The organism is Candidatus Nanopelagicales bacterium (genome assembly GCA_041393815.1).
GTDB lineage: Bacteria > Actinomycetota > Actinomycetes > S36-B12 > JAWKJK01 > JAWKJK01.
In genome coordinates this window covers 82,170-98,242 of sequence record JAWKJK010000003.1, presented here as the reverse complement: position 1 = coordinate 98,242, position 16,073 = coordinate 82,170, and the positions used below count along the sequence as shown (strand labels likewise).

General features: G+C 71.9%; 17 protein-coding genes. 16 read left to right on the top strand and 1 reads right to left on the bottom strand.

Features of this window, described 5'->3' with window-relative positions; genetic code table 11:
* Positions 1–2 precede the first annotated feature (2 nt).
* From R2737_10070 to R2737_10005, 14 genes are read left to right on the top strand one after another with little or no spacing between them, the layout of a single operon-like run.
* The gene (locus R2737_10070) at positions 3–1,301 is read left to right on the top strand and encodes a (Fe-S)-binding protein (GenBank protein ID MEZ5116601.1); all 1,299 of its coding nucleotides are present in this window, start codon (positions 3–5) and stop codon (positions 1,299–1,301) included.
* Positions 1,294–2,292, top strand: a complete 999-nt coding sequence (locus R2737_10065) for a hypothetical protein (protein MEZ5116600.1) — start codon at positions 1,294–1,296, stop codon at positions 2,290–2,292. Before R2737_10070 ends, R2737_10065 begins: the two co-directional genes overlap by 8 nt.
* Positions 2,289–2,768 carry a hypothetical protein gene (locus R2737_10060; protein ID MEZ5116599.1) on the top strand — a complete coding sequence of 160 codons (480 nt, stop codon included), beginning with the start codon at positions 2,289–2,291 and terminating at the stop codon, positions 2,766–2,768. The genes R2737_10065 and R2737_10060 overlap by 4 nt, the downstream gene beginning before the upstream one ends.
* Entirely contained in the window at positions 2,765–3,739 is a 975-nt protein-coding gene (locus R2737_10055; GenBank protein ID MEZ5116598.1) for a radical SAM protein, read from the top strand. Before R2737_10060 ends, R2737_10055 begins: the two co-directional genes overlap by 4 nt.
* Complete coding sequence (locus tag R2737_10050) at positions 3,736–4,863, top strand: biotin/lipoate A/B protein ligase family protein (GenBank protein ID MEZ5116597.1); 1,128 nt, start codon at positions 3,736–3,738, stop codon at positions 4,861–4,863. The genes R2737_10055 and R2737_10050 overlap by 4 nt, the downstream gene beginning before the upstream one ends.
* A 5-nt stretch (positions 4,864–4,868) precedes the next feature.
* The gene (locus R2737_10045) at positions 4,869–5,969 is read left to right on the top strand and encodes a radical SAM protein (GenBank protein MEZ5116596.1); all 1,101 of its coding nucleotides are present in this window, start codon (positions 4,869–4,871) and stop codon (positions 5,967–5,969) included.
* A gap of 9 nt (positions 5,970–5,978) precedes the next feature.
* Positions 5,979–6,746 carry a hypothetical protein gene (locus R2737_10040; protein ID MEZ5116595.1) on the top strand — a complete coding sequence of 256 codons (768 nt, stop codon included), beginning with the start codon at positions 5,979–5,981 and terminating at the stop codon, positions 6,744–6,746.
* Positions 6,747–6,751: 5 nt separating this feature from the next.
* Positions 6,752–7,714 carry an electron transfer flavoprotein subunit alpha/FixB family protein gene (locus R2737_10035; protein ID MEZ5116594.1) on the top strand — a complete coding sequence of 321 codons (963 nt, stop codon included), beginning with the start codon at positions 6,752–6,754 and terminating at the stop codon, positions 7,712–7,714.
* Positions 7,715–7,720: 6 nt separating this feature from the next.
* On the top strand, positions 7,721–9,877 hold the full coding sequence (locus R2737_10030) for a heterodisulfide reductase-related iron-sulfur binding cluster (protein ID MEZ5116593.1): 2,157 nt from the start codon (positions 7,721–7,723) through the stop codon (positions 9,875–9,877).
* A complete protein-coding gene (locus R2737_10025) occupies positions 9,874–10,158 on the top strand; it encodes a hypothetical protein (protein MEZ5116592.1) in 285 nt (94 codons plus the stop codon). Before R2737_10030 ends, R2737_10025 begins: the two co-directional genes overlap by 4 nt.
* Before the next feature lies 1 nt (position 10,159).
* Positions 10,160–10,597 carry a glycine cleavage system protein GcvH gene (gene gcvH / locus R2737_10020; GenBank protein MEZ5116591.1) on the top strand — a complete coding sequence of 146 codons (438 nt, stop codon included), beginning with the start codon at positions 10,160–10,162 and terminating at the stop codon, positions 10,595–10,597.
* Entirely contained in the window at positions 10,598–11,053 is a 456-nt protein-coding gene (locus tag R2737_10015; protein MEZ5116590.1) for a hypothetical protein, read from the top strand.
* A gap of 39 nt (positions 11,054–11,092) precedes the next feature.
* Positions 11,093–11,602 carry a DsrE/DsrF/DrsH-like family protein gene (locus R2737_10010; protein MEZ5116589.1) on the top strand — a complete coding sequence of 170 codons (510 nt, stop codon included), beginning with the start codon at positions 11,093–11,095 and terminating at the stop codon, positions 11,600–11,602.
* A 2-nt stretch (positions 11,603–11,604) separates the two neighbouring features.
* The gene (locus R2737_10005) at positions 11,605–12,324 is read left to right on the top strand and encodes a Rieske 2Fe-2S domain-containing protein (protein ID MEZ5116588.1); all 720 of its coding nucleotides are present in this window, start codon (positions 11,605–11,607) and stop codon (positions 12,322–12,324) included.
* Here the strand turns inward: R2737_10005 and R2737_10000 are convergent.
* Positions 12,311–13,843: a SulP family inorganic anion transporter gene (locus R2737_10000; GenBank protein ID MEZ5116587.1), complete on the bottom strand. Its 1,533-nt coding sequence runs from the start codon at positions 13,841–13,843 to the stop codon at positions 12,311–12,313. The two genes, R2737_10005 and R2737_10000, sit on opposite strands and share 14 nt — an antisense overlap.
* An 82-nt stretch (positions 13,844–13,925) precedes the next feature.
* Here R2737_10000 and R2737_09995 point away from each other — a divergent pair, with 82 nt between their 5' ends.
* Both R2737_09995 and pgm read left to right on the top strand, forming a co-directional pair.
* Complete coding sequence (locus R2737_09995; GenBank protein ID MEZ5116586.1) at positions 13,926–14,285, top strand: metalloregulator ArsR/SmtB family transcription factor; 360 nt, start codon at positions 13,926–13,928, stop codon at positions 14,283–14,285.
* 98 nt (positions 14,286–14,383) lie between these two features.
* Positions 14,384–16,042 (top strand): phosphoglucomutase (alpha-D-glucose-1,6-bisphosphate-dependent), encoded by a 1,659-nt coding sequence (gene pgm, locus R2737_09990; protein MEZ5116585.1) that lies wholly within the window; start codon positions 14,384–14,386, stop codon positions 16,040–16,042.
* Positions 16,043–16,073 lie beyond the last annotated feature (31 nt).

Below are 16,073 nucleotides of genomic sequence, written 5' to 3'. Positions count from 1 at the left end.
CCATGCCGGTATCCGGCCGCAAGATCGCGCCCGAGGTCGTCGAGGTCGAGACGGCCACGGTCGCCTCCCCCATCAGCGGGCGGACGGTCGACCTCAGCGGCATGTGGAACCGGATGTTCGAGCCACGGGTGCTCGACGAGACCGGGCCGGACGGGTTCCTGCGCCTCAACGAGCTGCCCGGAGCGGAGTCGCTCGAGCGGTGCTACGGCTGCGGGAAGTGCGTCCCGGTCTGCCCGGTGGACGTGGTGGGCGAGTACGGGCCGCGCAAGCTGCACCGCAAGGTGCAGACCGGCACCGACCTGATCAGCGACGACGCCCTGTGGATGTGCACCACCTGCGGCAACTGCCTGCGGGTGTGCCCCAAGGAGGTCGACATGATCCAGATCATGCCGGCCGTCCGCGAGGAGGCGCTGGCCCAGGGATCGGTCCCGGCCGAGCTGCAGACCGTCTTCGAGAACACGTTCCGCTACGGCAACGCCCTGGGCGCCAACCCTCGCCGTCGCCCGGCGTGGGCGAAGACGTCCGGCATCCACGTACCGATCATGGCCGACCTCGGCCGCCCGGTGGACGTGCTGTTCTACGTCGAGGACTACTGGAGCTACCACCCGCGCGGCAACGCCGCGGCCCGGGCGATGGTGCGGGTCCTGCACGCCCTCGGGATCGACTTCGCGATCCTCGGCGCAGAGGAGAAGACGATCGGCGACTCGCAGCGGATGGCGGGCGAGAAGGGCCTGTTCGACGCCCTGGTCGAGGACGTGACGGCCACCCTGTCGAAGTACGAGTTCAACCGCATCGTCACCCCTGACCCGCACGCGTTCAACGCGCTGGTGAAGGAGTACCCCAAGCGCGGGTTCAACTACGACGTCCTGCACTACACCCAGCTGCTCGCGCCGCTGGTCGACCAGATGCACTTCAGCGGGACGATCGAGTCCAAGGTCACCTTCCACGACCCTTGCTACCTCGGCCGCCACAACGGGGAGTACGACGCGCCCCGCACCCTGCTCAACGCCATCCCCGGCCTGGAGCTGGTGGAGATGGGCCGCTGCAAGGCCGCCGCCTACTGCTGCGGCGGTGGCGGCGGCGGCATGTGGCTGGACGGCTTCATGAGCGGCCACGTCAGCGAGCGGCTGTCGGAGCGCCGGGTCCGCGAGGCGGTCGAGTACGGCGCCGAGATCCTGGCCGTCGCCTGCCCGTACGAGGTGTCCCGGTTCGAGGACGCCGCGAAGTCCACCGGCAACGAGGAGCTGCAGGTTCGCGACGTCATCGAGCTGATCGACGCTGCCATGGGCCACGGTGAGTAGCCCGCGCACGCTGCGGGTCCTCGACCTGGGCCACGTCGACGGCCTCCGCAGCCAGACCGCGTGGCATGCCCTCGGGCACGTCGCGCCGCGGCCCGGTGAGGTCACGCTGTCCTTCCAGCGCTCGCGCGACCCGTACGTGTGCCTGGGCCGGCACCGTTCCCGCGACGAGCTCGACCTCGAGTACGTGGCCGCCCAGGCACTGCCGGTCTTCCGGCGGATGGTGGGCGGCGGTCCCGTTTACCTGGACCGCGACCAGGTGTTCTTCCAGCTGTCGCTGCCCGCCGCGGAGGTCTCGCCCCGCCGCGACGTGGCGCTGGCCACGCTGCTCGAGCCCGCGGCGGCGGCGCTGCGGACCTGCGGCGTGGACGCCGTGCTGGACGCCGCGGGTGAGATCAGCGTCGGTGCGGCGAAGGTGTGCGGCCACGGGGCCGGCCAGATCGAGGACATGGTGCTCGTGGTGGGCAACCTGATCCTCGGGTTCGACCACGAGCGGGCCGCCCGCGTCCTGCGCACGTCGTGCGAGGCCACGACCGACGAGCTGCTGCGGCTGATGCGGCGGTACGTGCACCCGACGCCCGTCGACGCGGGCACGTGGCAGCGGGCGATGGTCGACGCGTACTCGGCCGCGCTGGCGGTAGACCCCGTCGCCGGCGGCCTGCGCCCGGACGAGGTCCGCGAGATGGAACGACTCGACGGGGTACTGGCCCGCCCGGACTGGGTCGACGCGGTGCGCCGTCAGGCCCGCGACGTCCGCACGCTGAAGGTCCGTGCCGGGGTCTGGGTGCACGAGTGGACCCACGAGGCCGGCTGCCTCGTCGTCAGCGTGGCGGACGGGCATGTCGACAACGTCCTGGCCGTCGGGTCGGGCCCGCAGCCGCGGGCGCTCGTCGGCGCCCCCGTCGACCGGGCCCGCGAGGCGCTGACCCGCGACCGGATCGAACCCCTGGCCGCGGCGCTCGCGGCCGTCCCGACAGGAGGCGTGAGCCGATGACCGCGGAGCCGCAGCCGCAGGTGGAGAGCGTGACCGTCGAGGGCTTCACGCTGCCGGCCGACCGCCTCTACGACCCGGTCACCCACGTGTGGGCGCTCCCGATGCCCGACGGGACGGTCCGGCTGGGCCTGGACGCCCTGAGCGTGGAGACGACGGGGACCCTGGCCGGCCTGGACTTCCTGCCGGAGGGCACGCCCCTGCAGCGGGGCACCGCCTACGGCACGATCGAGGCGGCCAAGTTTGTGGGACCGCTGGCCTGCCCGCTGTCGGCGACGTTCGTGCGGGGCAACGCCGCCGTGCTCGCCGACCCCGGCCTCATCGAGCGCGACCCGTACGGCGAGGGCTGGCTGGCCGACGTCGCCCCGGCCGACCTCGACGGCGAGCGGGTCCTGCTGCTGTCCGAGCCCGGCGAGCTGCTCACCTGGCTGACCGGCGAGGTGGCCGACTACCGCGAGCGGGGGCTGATCGCCGAATGACCTCCGTCCTGGAGACCGAGCCCGCCCGCCGGCACGACCCGGCGGTCATCGACTTCTACGCGCCGGGGCTGAAGCGCTGGCAGACCTCCGAGTGGGTGCCGGAGTCCCCGCAGCGGTTCCTGCCCATCTCGGTCACCGGCTCCGCCTGCGCCCTGTCCTGCGACCACTGCCAGACCAAGGTGCTCGACGGCATGGCCGCGATCCCCGCGGGCGAGGACCTGTTCACGGTCGCCGAGCGGATGCGGGCCAAGGGCAGCGAGGGGATCCTCGTGTCCGGCGGGTCCACCCGCACCGGCGGCGTCCCGCTACTCCCTCACCTCGACCACGTCCGGCGGATCCGGGCCGAGCTCGGGATGAAGGTCATCGTGCACTCCGGCGTGGTCAGCCCCCGCCTGGCCGAGGGGCTCGCCTCCGCGGGTGTCGACGGGGTGATGCTGGACATCATCGGGTCGACCGACACGGTGCGCGACGTCTACCACCTCGACCTGACCGCGGAGGACTTCGACCGGTCGCTGGAGGTGCTGTCGGACAACGGGTTGCGGATCATCCCCCACATCGTGCTTGGCCTGCACTACGGGGAGTTCCGCGGTGAGCACGCCGCCCTGGAGATGGTGGCCCGCTATCCGGTGAGCACGCTGATCCTGGTCGTGCTCGTCCCGCTGGTCGGCACCCCGATGGCCCACCTCCCGCCGCCGCCCACCGACCAGGTCGTCGGGTTCTTCGCCGAGGCCCGAGCCGCCGTACCCGAGCTGCCCGTCAATCTCGGCTGTGCCCGCCCGATGGGCCAGGCGAAGCGGGAGATGGACATCGCGGCCGTGGACCTCGGCCTGGACGGGATCGCCTACCCGGCCGACGGCGTCATCGCCTACGCCCGCGAGCAGGGCCGCACCCCCCGGCTGTACGAGTACTGCTGCTCGCTGACCTGGACCGGCGACGACGTCGCCTACGACCGGGTGGAGGTCGCCTCGTGACGACCGCGACCGGGCGGCCGGTCGTACGGCTGCTGCACGACGAGGAAGTCGGCGCGGCGGACGGCCTGGCCCTGGACGAGGCACTGATGGCCTCGGTCGGGCGTCGGGCCGCCGAGCCGATCCCGACGCTGCGGCTCTACACCTACCGGTCCCACTGCGCGCTCGTCGGCCGCTACCAGAGCCTGTCGGCCGAGATCGACATCGACCGCTGCGTGGCCACCGGCACCGAGTTCGGCCGCCGGCCCACCGGTGGCGGAGCGATCGTGATGGGCCGCGACCAGCTCGGCGTGGCCCTCGTCGTCCCCGCTCCCCCGCGCACCCCGCAGCAGCTGATCCGGCACTGGGCGGCCGGGGTGCAGCAGGGGCTGGCGCTGCTGGGGATCCGGGCGGAGTTCGGCGGGAAGAACGACCTGCTCGTCGACGGGCGGAAGATCGCCGGTCTCGGCGTCTACACCGACGGCGACGGAGCGGCGCTCTTCCACGCGAGCGTGCTGGCAGACCTCGACGTGCGGACCATGCTCGACGTGCTGCGCATCCCGGCGGCCAAGCTGGAGCGGCACGGGGTCACCGCGGTCCAGCAGCGGATCACCACCGTGACGCGGGAGACCGGGATCGCGACCGACGCCGACGGTCTGCGGGCATCGATCGCCGCCGGCTTCGCGTCCGCTCTCGGCGTCGACCTGGTCCCCGGCACCGTGACGGCCGACGAGACCGAGCGCGCCGCCGAGCTGGCAGAGACGGTCTATCGCTCCGACTCCTGGCTGTTCCCCGCCGACACCGCACGCGACGGCACCGGCAGCGCCACCTTCCGCTCGCCGGAGGGCCAGGTCCGCGTCTTCCTGGCCGTGCGCGAGTCCCTGGTGAAGAGCGCACTGTTCACCGGTGACTTCACCGCTCCCCCGCCGGCGCTGACCGCGCTGGAGGCCGCACTGCGCTGGGAGCGGCTGGACCGCAAGCACGTGACCCGCGCCGTCGTCGCCGTGCGCGAGCGGTACGACCCGGCCTGGGACGACGACGACGTCGTCGTGACGGCCCTGCTGACCGCGGGCGAACGGGCCCGCACGCATGCCGCTGCGCACCCCGCGCGCACCGGCGGTTCCTGCTACTTCCCCGAGGTGGGCTGACGCCGATGACGACCATCCCCCTGCCCATCACGCCGGTCGGCGCGGCGGTCGAGGAGCAGCGCGACAGCCCGGACTGGGTGCGCATCTCGATGGCCAGCGCCTACGCGCTGCGCTTCATGTCGGGACGCTTCACCCGCGACTTCGACTTCGGCGGCATCAACCTGCTGCTGAACTACGACAACGGGTGCCTGTCCGACTGCGGCTACTGCGGCCTGGCCCGCACCCGCCCCGGCACGTACGAGGACAAGTCCTTCATCCGGGTGGACTGGCCGCTGGTGGCCACCGACGAGCTGATCGACCGGATGGCCCGCTACGAGGACCGGCTGACCCGGCTGTGCATCTCGATGGTGACGCACGGGCACGCGTTCGCCGACACCTGCGAGATCACCCGGCGCATCCGGGCCCGGGTGCGCACCCCGCTGTCGATCCTCGTGGCACCGCCCACCCTCAACCGCGACCGGCTGGAGACGTTCCGCGACCTCGGTGTCGACATGATCGGCATCGGCCTGGACGCCGTCACCGAGCAGCTGTTCCGCTCGATCCGCACCGACGTCCCCGCCGGCGGGCTGTCCTGGGACAAGTACTGGGAGGTGCTCGCGGACTCCCGGGAGCTGTTCGGGCCCTGGAAGGTCAACGTGCACACGCTGGTCGGGCTCGGTGAGACCGACCGGGACATGGTGGACATCTTCTGCCGGCTACGGGACCAGCAGATCTACTCGTACCTGTTCTGCTTCAACCCCGAACCCGACTCCCGGATGGCCGAGCACCCGAAGTCGACGCCGCAGCGGTGGCGCCGGATCCAGCTGGCCCGCCATCTGGTCGAGGTCGAGGGCTACCAGGCCGAGGACTTCCGGTTCGACGACGACGGGTTCCTGCTCGACGTCGACGGCGACGTGCCGGTCGTCACCGCGGCCATCGACTCCGGCATCCCGTTCATGACCAACGGCTGCCCGGGCGAGCAGGGCGAGCCGGGCTGCACCCGGCCGTACGGCTCCTACCGGCCCTCCGAGGGCTTCCGCGACTACCCCTTCCTGCCCACCGCCGACGACCTGGTCGAGATCCGCGAGCAGCTGGCGCTGCCCGCGCTCGCGACCGACCCCAGCTAAGGAGAAGCGATGCGTGTCGCCGTGATCCTCAAGGCCGTCCCCGACCTCGTCGAGGAGATGGAACTCAACGACGACGGGACCGACCTGGACCGCGAGTACCTCAAGTTCGTCAGCAACGAGTGGGACGAGCAGGCGCTGGAGGAGGCGCTGCTGCTCAAGGACTCCGACGGCGTCGAGGTGACGGCCGTCGGACTCGCCGACGACCAGGACATCGAGCAGGCGCTCTACACCGCGCTCGCCAAGGGCGCCGACGCCGCCGTGGCGGTCGACGGCGCGGCCGGCATCGATACCCGCAGCCGGGCCGCGGCCCTCGCGGAGTGGCTGTCGGGCCAGCAGTTCGACCTGGTGCTGACCGGCGTGCAGGCCCCGGACGACCTCGACGGGCAGCTCCCGTCGGCGCTGGCGGCGGCCCTCGGCTGGCCGCACGTCTCCGTCGTGGTGTCGGTCGGGGTCTCCGGCGGCACCGCCACGGTGCGGCAGGAGTTCGCGGCCGGTCGGGCCGCGGACCACGAGGTCACCCTGCCGGCCGTGATCGGCGTGCAGGTCGCGCGGCAGGCCCCGCGCTACGCCCCCGTGACGCGCGTGCGACAGGTCATGCAGGCCGGGGGCCTCGGCACCGGCTCGGTGTCGCCCGCCGCCGCCGACTCGGGGCTGAAGGTGCGCCGGATGTACCCGCCGGAGACGTCCTCGCACGCCGAGATGCTCGAGGGCAGCCCCGAGGACGTGGCCGCCAAGATCGTCGAACTGCTGCGCTCGCGCGGCCTGGTGAAGGGGTGACGGGGATGACCGCGAACGTACTGGTGCTGGCCGGGCACATCGGCGGCCAGGTCGACGAGGCGACCTACGAGATGCTGGGCAAGGCCAAGGAACTCGCGGCCGCCTGGGGCGGTCAGGCCGAGGTCGCCGTCCTCGGGGCCACGGGAGCCGCGTCGCAGCTCGGTGCCGCGGACGTGGTGGTCACGATGGACCACCCGGCGCTGGCCGACTACAGCCCGCAGGCCTACCAGGAGGCGCTGTCGGCGGTGCTCGCCGCCCGGGAGCCGCGACTGCTGCTCCTGCCCAACGACACCATGGGCCTGGACCTCGGCACCTCCACCGCCGTGGTCTGGGACGCCGCCCAGGTCGCGTACGTCATGGGGCTGGAGGCCGACGGCGACGCCGCCGTCGCGACCGCCCAGATCCTCGGCGGCAAGATCCTCGCCGAGGTCGAGATCACCGCACCGCGCGGCGTGTGCACGGTGATCGGGGGGTCGTTCCCCGCGGCCGCGGGCCAGGGCGACGGGTCGCCGGAGGTCGTCACCGTGGACGCCCCGGCCGCGCTAGGCGACCTGAAGGTCCGCCTGGTCGAGACGATCGAGGCGCAGGGCGGCGACGTCGACATCACCGCGGCCGACCTGCTGGTCTCCGCCGGCCGCGGCGTCGGCTCGGCCGACGACCTCGAGACCGTGCAGGAGCTGGCCGACGCGCTCGGGGCGCCGCTGTCCGCGTCCCGGCCCGTCATCGACGCCGGCTGGCTGCCCAAGAGCCGCCAGGTCGGCAAGTCCGGCCAGAAGGTCAAGCCGAAGGCCTACCTCGCCTTCGGCATCTCCGGTGCCCCCGAGCACCTGGAGGGCATGCGCAACGCGGACCTGATCATCGCCTGCAACACCGACGAGAAGGCGCCCATCTTCGACGTGGCGCACTACGGCACGACCGTCGACCTGTTCGACCTCGTGCCCGCGCTCGTCGACGAGATCGGAGGGTGACACGCGGTGGGTGGCGCTGAGGAGACCCGCGAGGTCTTCGACGGCTTCAGTCCGGCGGCCCAGATCACGTTCTACGTGCTGGGGACGCTGGCGATCCTGGTGTTCCTGTACGGGGCGTGGCTGCGCATCCGCAAGTACCGGCGCGGGCGTCCGGCGCTGCGCGGCAAGGTGATCTGGCACAACCTGAAGCACCCGTTCAGCATCCGCGACAAGGACACCGTGTCGGTCGGCCGGCTGGCCGCCAACGGCACGATCGTCAAGCGCAACCACTGGATCGGGCTCGCGCACTTCGCCGTGTTCTGGGGTTTCATCGCGCTGTTCATCGGCACGGTGATCCTCACGATCGACGCCGACATCGTGCGCAAGCTCAGCGCCACCTTCGGCGACGAGGAGGTGTCCTTCTTCCAGGGCACCTTCTACCTCGCCTACTCGTTCATCCTCGACACCCTCGGCCTGGCCGCGGCGATCGGGCTGATCTACCTGGCCGTGCGCCGCGGCCGGGCCCCCGCCCGGCTGGACTACACCCGTGCGGAGCAGCCGGAGGAGGGCTACTCCCGCAAGAACATCGTGCTCGGCGACTGGGTGTTCATCGGGCTGTTCGCGGGGATCCTGCTCACCGGCTTCGTCATCGAGGGACTGCGGATCGTCGAGTACGACTTCCCGCCGTGGGAGGTCTGGTCACCGGTCGGCTGGATCCTGGCGCGAGGGTTCGCCGCGCTGGGCATGACCGCGGCCGTCGCCGGGACGCTGCACCTGTGGTTCTGGTGGATCCATGCCCTGCTCGCGCTCGGGTTCATCGCCTACATCCCGTTCTCCAAGGCGATGCACATCATCATCGACGCGGTCAACCTGCTGGCGACCGACAAGAACTCCGTCCGGCACCTGCCCGACCAGGACAAGGAGTCCGGACACATCGGCTACCGCCAGCTGTCCGACTTCACCTGGAAGGAGCTGCTCGACCTCGACGCCTGCACCAAGTGCGGCCGCTGCCACGAGGTGTGCCCGGCCCGCACGGGCGGGGCACCGCTGTCACCGCGGGACCTGATCCTCGACCTGCGGCAGTGGGTCGACACCCAGTCCGGCGGGGTCACGCTCCTCGACCGGGAGGACCGCGACCAGGCGACCGGACCGCTCGCGGGTGCCGACGCCACGGTCGCCGGCGACGTCATCAAGGCGTCCACGCTGTGGTCGTGCACGACGTGCATGGCCTGCGTCGAGGCCTGCCCGGTCGGGATCGAGCACGTGCCGACCATCGTCGAGATGCGCCGCACCCTCGTCGACGAGGGGACGATGGACCCGACCCTGCAGCAGACGCTGCAGAACCTCGCCTCCCAGGGCAACTCCTTCGGCAAGTCCGCCCGGCAGCGGGCCCGCTGGACCAAGGGTCTCGACGTCAAGATCAAGGACGCCCGCAAGGAGCCGGTGAAGTACCTGTGGTACGTCGGCGACTACGCCTCGTTCGACGAGCGGCTGCAGGCCAACACCCGGCTGCTGGCGACGGTCCTGACCGAGGCGGGCGTCGACTTCGGGATCCTGTACGAGGGCGAGCGCAACACCGGCAACGACGTGCGGCGGGTGGGCGAAGAGGGCCTGTTCGAGATGCTCGCCGAATCGAACATCGAGGCCCTGCAGGCGGCCGAGTTCGAGGAGATCTTCACCACCGACCCGCACACCCTCAACGCCCTGCGCAACGAGTACCCCGAGCTCGGCGCCTCGTACATCGTGTGGCACTACACCGAGTTGCTGGTGCGGCTGATCGAGTCCGGGGACCTGCGGGTCGGGTCGCTGGACCGCAAGGTCACCTACCACGACCCGTGCTACCTCGGCCGCTACAACGGGGTCGTCGACGCACCACGTCGGCTGCTGGAGCTGATCGGCTGCGAGCTGGTCGAGATGCCGCGCAACAAGAAGAACTCGTTCTGCTGCGGGGCCGGCGGCGGCCGGATCTGGATGGACGACAGCATCCTGACCGAGCGGCCCAGCGAGAACCGCATCCGCGAGGCCGCGACCCTGGACGTGGGCAGCTTCGTCGTGTCCTGCCCCAAGGACATGTCGATGTTCTCCGACGCGGCCAAGACGACCGGCCACGACGAGGCGATGACCGTCATCGACATCGTCGGCCTGGTCGACGAGGCGATGGTGCGGGAGGGAGTCCCCGCATGACCTGCCCCTGGTGCGGCGTGCAGACGCAGGGCCCACGCTCCCTCCTGGAGCACCTGCGTGACGAGCACGCCGACCAGGTCCGGATCACCGAGCAGAACGACCAGGTCTTCTACGAGATGCCGTGCCCCCTGTGCGACCAACGGCACCGGCAGCGGATCAAGAAGGGCGGCGACCCGGACTTCCTGGCCCGACACGACGCGCAGGTCCGGCTGGTCGCGCTGGACATGCTCGTCACCCACCTCATGGCCGAGCACGAGCCCGGCATCGCAGTGGAGGCATGACATGGCATCCGTACGCAACTGCAACATCCCCGAGGACCTGTACTACGTCGTCGACAAGCACGTGTGGGCGCGGCCGGAGGGTGACCTCGTCGTCGTCGGGATCACCGACGTCGCGCAGAACCTGGCCAAGACCCTCATCGCCGTCACGCCCAAGAAGATCGGCCGCGCGGTGCGGGCCGGGCAGAACGTCGCCACGGTGGAGTCCGGCAAGTTCGTCGGTCCGGTGCCCGCCCCCGTCGGCGGCGAGATCGTCGAGGTCAACCAGGCGGCCGTCGACCGGCCGGCGCTGGTCAACGAGGACCCGTACGGCGACGGCTGGATCGCCAAGCTGCGCGCGTCGGACTGGGACGGCGAGTCCGCAGCCCTCGCGACCGGTGACTCCGGGGTGGCGGCGTACGACGCCTTCCTGGCCGAGCAGGGCATCTCCTGCGAGGACTAGATGACCGAGCGGATCTGGAGGGGGTGCGTCGTGCCGGACGACCGGTTGTACGACGTCGACCTCAACGTCTGGGTCCGCCTCGAGGGTGACGAGGCCGTCCTCGGCATGACCGACGTCGCGCAGTCCATGGGCGGCCGGATGGTGTCGGTGTCCTGGAAGCGCCCCGGGAAGCGGGTGGAGCGCGGCCGCCCGGTGGCCGTGATCGAGAGCGCCAAGTGGGTGGGGCCCTTCCCCACCCCGCTGAGCGGCGAGGTCGTCGCGGTCAACCGCGAACGGTTCGACGCCGATGTCGCGATCGCCAACCGGGACCCGTACGGAGAGGGCTGGCTCGTCCGGGTCCGCCCCGACCAGCTGGAGGAGGAGCGCGGCCACCTCGTCGACGGGGTCACCGCGTACGAACGGCTCAAGGACTACATCGACGAGCACCAGGTCCACTGCATGCGCTGCGAGGACTGACCCGACCCGCCTGAACCACCGACCCTCCCAGGAGGAGCCATGTCCGACCCGACCGACGACTTCGTGCCAGAACCCGGCAAGCGGCTGGCCATCATCTGCTGGAGCAACGACCTGGACCGGGTGTGGCCGGTCATGATCCTCAGCACCACGGCGGCCGCGTCGGGAATGGAGGTGGATGTCTTCTTCACCTTCTGGGGACTGCGGGTCCTGCAGCGCAACGAGATCCGTGTCACCGGCAACAACCTGATGCAGAAGGGCGAGTCCCTCGTCGACCGCGGCGGCACAGAGCACCTCAAGCTCGGCAAGATCAACTTTGCCGGGGCGGGCACCCGGATGATCAAGGCGCTGGCCAAGGAGCACAAGGTCGCGAGCCCGACCGAGCTGATGGAGATGGCACTCGACCTCGGGGTCCGGATGTACCCCTGCCAGATGACGATGGACCTCTACGGCCTGTCCAAGGACGACTTCATCGACGGGCTCGGTCCGACGATGGGCGCCGCCTCGTTCCTGGACATGGCCGCCGACGCCGACATCACGCTGTTCATCTGACGGTGACCGAGCGCGCTGCCCTCGTCGGGGTGCTCGTGGCCGATGCCGGCTGGGTCGCGCGCGCCGTCGACCCCGCACTGGACCGTGCCGGGGTCGTGGTCGACTGGCGCCCGCGCGACGCGGCGGTCGCGCGTGCGGGCGCGCCCGACGTGGTGCTGGTGGACCTCGACCGGGCCGACGCCCTGGACGTGGTCGACGACCTGCGCGCCCGGTGGCCGACGGCGGTGGTGTCCGGCTACCTGTCGCGGCCGGACCCGGAGCGTTGGGTGGACGCCCAGCGCCGCGGGTGCGACCTGGTGGTCAACAAGGGAGCGCTCCCCCGCGCCCTCGGCCGTCGGCTGGCGTCCGCGGGGACCGCCCGGCTGTACCCGCTGTGCGATGCGGCGGACCTGGCCGGTCGACTCGGCCTGGTGGCCCGGGTCGACGACACCCCGGTCGGGCCGGTGGCGGTCTACCAGGTGGACCGGCACGTCGTCGCGTCCGCCGACCGCTGCCCGCACGCCGGTGCGGTGCTGTCCGAGGGAGAGCTGGAGGGCGCCGTCGTCACCTGCCCGCGGCACGGCAGCCGGTTCGACGTCATCACCGGCGCCCGCGTGCGCGGGCCCTCCGACGACCCGATCGCCGTGCACCGCACCGTGACCACCAACGGCCAGGTGTTCCTCGTCCTGCCCGACGGCGGCACGCCGTCCGACAGCGGCACGTCCGGCGTCAGTCGTCGGTGAGGATGTCGACCCGATGGCCGGCGAGCACCGTCCCCACGATGCGCTGGAGGCTGGGCGGCACGTCGCACACGCCCGCGTCGATCCCCGCCGACCGGGCCTCGTCCAGGAGCTCCCGCAGCGACAGCGCCCCGGTGACGTCCACCCGACCCAGCTTCTCCAGGTGCACCAGCAGGCGCGTCACGTCCGGGTTGTCGGCGAGCAGGTCGTTGACCCGCTGCTCCAGCGAGGGGGCGGAGGCGAAGTAGAGCACCCCGGCCGGGTGGACGTGCAGGGTGTGGCCCTCCACCTCGACGTCGACCTTGAGCTGCAGCTCGCGCCACAGGTGCACGACCGCGGCCAGCCCGATGCCGAGGATCACGGCGATGTCGACGCGCGGCGCCAGCGCGAGCGTCGCGACGAACGTGGTGGCGGCGACCCCGAACTGGACCTTCGACAGCCGCCAGAACTCGATCACCGGCCGGGGGTCCACCAGCTTCACCACGGCGGCGATGACGATGCCGGCGAGCACGGCCTTCGGCAGGGTCGCCAGCCACATCGTGAGGGGCAGGATGGCCAGGACGGTCAGGCCCGTCACGGTGCCCGACCAGCGCGTGCGCGCCCCCGCCAGTCGGTTCAGCATGCTGCGCGAGAAGGATCCGCCCACCGGGTACCCGCCGACCAGCCCGGAGGCCAGGTTCGCCGCCCCCTGGGACACCAGCTCCCGGTCGGGGCTCCAGTGCTGGCGGGTCTCCGCGGCCAGCCGCCGGGAGATCGCGACCGGCTCGGCGAAGCCGACGAGCGCGATGACGACGGCGGGTACGAGCAAGGCCCCGGTGGACGACCACGGCAGGTCCAGCGGGTTGGGCGGCGTGGCCACCGGGAGCTCCCCCACCTGGGGACCGCCGAGACCGGTGGACGAGCTGAGCACGATCGCCAGCACGACGATGATCGGGACGATCGGGAAGGTCGCGGGCAGCCGGCGGACCAGGAGCATCGCCGCGACGGTGACGAGCCCGAACGCCACCGCGCTCGCGCTCCAGGCCCCCGGGTCCCCGAGTGCGGCCAGCGCCGAGGTCACCGGGCTGCTGGTGGTGGCGGACACGCCCAGCAGCGACGGCACCTGCGACAGCAGGATGATCAGGCCGGCCGCGGACGTGAAGCCCACCAGCACCGGCTGCGACATCAGGTACGCCAGCACCCCGGCGCGGGCCAGCCCCAGCGCCAGCCGGACCGCACCGACGAACACGGCCAGCAGGGCCGCCAGCTGCACGTACTCGGAGGTCTCGGTGGGCGCGAGGCCGGCCAGTCCGCCGAGCACGAGCAGCGAGGTGATCGCCACCGGACCGGTGGCCAGGTAGGGCGAGGAGGCGAAGAACGATGCGGCGATCGGGGCGGCAGCGGCGGCCAGCAAGCCGGATGAGGGGGGCAGGCCGGCGAGCAGGGCGTACGCCACGGCCTGCGGGATCAGCACCGCAGCGACGCTCACCCCGGCGACGAGGTCGTGGACCGAGGGACGCACCGGCGCCTTCTGCCGTGCCACGTCACCTCCTGCTGGCGGTCCCTGCACCCATGCGCAAGTATGTATGCCTCATGCGCCGGAGTCGGCCCGGAAGGGAGGTCTGATGGACCGCGAGACCGCGTTGGAGATCCACGACCTGCACGCGCGACTGTGCAAGGCCATCGCCGACCCCAAGCGCCTGCTCATCATCAACGAGCTGCGCAACGGGCCGATGACGGTGGGCGAGCTGGCCGACGCGCTCGGCATGGGCCAGCCCAACACCAGCCAGCACCTCGCCGTCCTCCGCGAGCGCAGCGTGGTCCAGGCCGAGCGCAGCGGGCCGCACACCTTCTACTCGCTGAACGGCGACAAGGTCGTGCAGGCGATCGACCTGCTGCGGCAGTTCATGGCCGAGGAGCTCGGCAGCGCGAGCAAGCTGGGCCGGGTGGCCGCGCGGACGCCGCCGGCGATGTCGCAGCTCTGATCGCACCGCTCCCTCCCCCGTTCGTCCCTCACCAGGTCCGCCTGCGTCGCCCGCGGCGGGGCTGACACGATGGGGCGTCCGCGAGCGAAGGAGTCCCCGTGAGCAACCTCGACCCGCGCGCCGGGACCCCGGCCCTCCCGAGCGACCTCGTCGACGTCCCCGCGCTGGTGACGGCGTACTACACGCGGCACCCCGACCTGGCCGACCCGGGCCAGCGGGTGTCGTTCGGGACGTCGGGCCACCGCGGGTCGGCCCTGGACGCGGCGTTCAACGAGGACCACATCGCGGCCACGACGCAGGCGATCTGCGACTACCGCTCGGCCCAGGGCATCGACGGCCCGCTGTTCCTGGGGCGCGACAGCCACGGACTGAGCCTGCCGGCGTGGACGACGGCGCTGGAGGTGCTGGCGGCCAACGGCGTCACGGTGCTGGTGGACAGCGGTGAGGGGCTGACCCCCACGCCCGCTGTCTCGCACGCGATCCTCGCCCACAACCGCGGCAGGGGTCCGAACGACCCGGCGCTGGCCGACGGCATCGTGGTGACCCCGTCGCACAACCCGCCCCGCGACGGCGGGTTCAAGTACAACCCGCCGGACGGCGGGCCGGCCGGCTCGGACATCACCCGGGTCATCCAGGACCGGGCGAACGCCTACCTCGAGCAGGGCCTGGAGGGGGTGCGCCGCACCCCCTTCTCCCGCGCCCGCGCCGCCGCCACGACCGAGGCCCACGACTTCCTCGGGCGCTACGTCGACGACCTGCCCGCCGTCGTCGACATCGACGCGATCCGCGCCGCGGGCGTACGGATCGGCGCGGACCCGCTGGGCGGAGCCAGCGTCGACTACTGGGCGGCGATCGCGGAGCGGCACCGACTCGACCTCACCGTGGTCAACCCGCTCACCGACCCGACCTGGCGCTTCATGACACTGGACTGGGACGGCAAGATCCGGATGGACTGCTCGTCGCCGCACGCGATGGCGTCGCTGATCGGGCAGCGGGACCGCTTCGACGTCGCGACCGGCAACGACGCGGACTCCGACCGGCACGGCATCGTGACCCCCGACGGGGGGCTGATGAACCCCAACCACTTCCTGGCCGCCGCCATCGACTACCTGTTCGCGCACCGGGACGGATGGCCCGCGTCCGCGCAGGTCGGCAAGACGGTGGTGAGCTCGTCGATGATCGACCGGGTCACGGCGGCGCTGGGGCGGGGGCTGCTGGAGGTCCCGGTCGGGTTCAAGTGGTTCGTACCGGGGCTGCTCGACGGGTCGGTCGCGTTCGGCGGCGAGGAGAGCGCGGGGGCCTCGTTCCTGCGTCGGGACGGGTCGGTGTGGACCACCGACAAGGACGGCATCATCCTCGCGCTGCTCGCCTCGGAGATGCTCGCCGTGACCGGGGAGACGCCGTCGCGACGCTACGCCGGGCTGACCGAGCGGTTCGGGGCGCCGGTGTACGCGCGCGTGGACGCCCCGGCCAGCCGGGAGGAGAAGGCGGTCCTGGCCGCCCTGTCCCCCGCCCAGGTCACGGCCACCGAGCTGGCCGGCGAGCCGATCACCGCGATCCTCACCGAGGCGCCGGGCAACCACGCGCCGATCGGCGGGCTGAAGGTGGTGACCGTGGACGGCTGGTTCGCCGCCCGCCCGTCCGGCACCGAGGACGTCTACAAGATCTACGCGGAGTCCTTCCGCGGACCCGAGCACCTCGCGCTGATCCAGCAGCAGGCCCGCGAGGTCGTCTCCGCGGCCCTCGGCTCCCCGTAGCCCGCCCCACTTCCCGTTGTGGTGCCGGTTC

What these genes read in the sequence shown, in the direction of transcription:
- R2737_10025 (MEZ5116592.1), top strand. Translation starts at nt 9,874, where the DNA reads ATGACCTGCCCCTGGTGCGGCGTGCAGACGCAGGGCCCACGCTCCCTC.
- R2737_10015 (MEZ5116590.1), top strand. Translation starts at nt 10,598, where the DNA reads ATGACCGAGCGGATCTGGAGGGGGTGCGTCGTGCCGGACGACCGGTTG.
- R2737_10060 (MEZ5116599.1), top strand. Translation starts at nt 2,289, where the DNA reads ATGACCGCGGAGCCGCAGCCGCAGGTGGAGAGCGTGACCGTCGAGGGC.
- R2737_10055 (MEZ5116598.1), top strand. Translation starts at nt 2,765, where the DNA reads ATGACCTCCGTCCTGGAGACCGAGCCCGCCCGCCGGCACGACCCGGCG.
- R2737_10035 (MEZ5116594.1), top strand. Translation starts at nt 6,752, where the DNA reads ATGACCGCGAACGTACTGGTGCTGGCCGGGCACATCGGCGGCCAGGTC.
- R2737_10040 (MEZ5116595.1), top strand. Translation starts at nt 5,979, where the DNA reads ATGCGTGTCGCCGTGATCCTCAAGGCCGTCCCCGACCTCGTCGAGGAG.
- gcvH (MEZ5116591.1), top strand. Translation starts at nt 10,160, where the DNA reads ATGGCATCCGTACGCAACTGCAACATCCCCGAGGACCTGTACTACGTC.
- R2737_10045 (MEZ5116596.1), top strand. Translation starts at nt 4,869, where the DNA reads ATGACGACCATCCCCCTGCCCATCACGCCGGTCGGCGCGGCGGTCGAG.
- R2737_10070 (MEZ5116601.1), top strand. Translation starts at nt 3, where the DNA reads ATGCCGGTATCCGGCCGCAAGATCGCGCCCGAGGTCGTCGAGGTCGAG.
- R2737_10010 (MEZ5116589.1), top strand. Translation starts at nt 11,093, where the DNA reads ATGTCCGACCCGACCGACGACTTCGTGCCAGAACCCGGCAAGCGGCTG.
- R2737_09995 (MEZ5116586.1), top strand. Translation starts at nt 13,926, where the DNA reads ATGGACCGCGAGACCGCGTTGGAGATCCACGACCTGCACGCGCGACTG.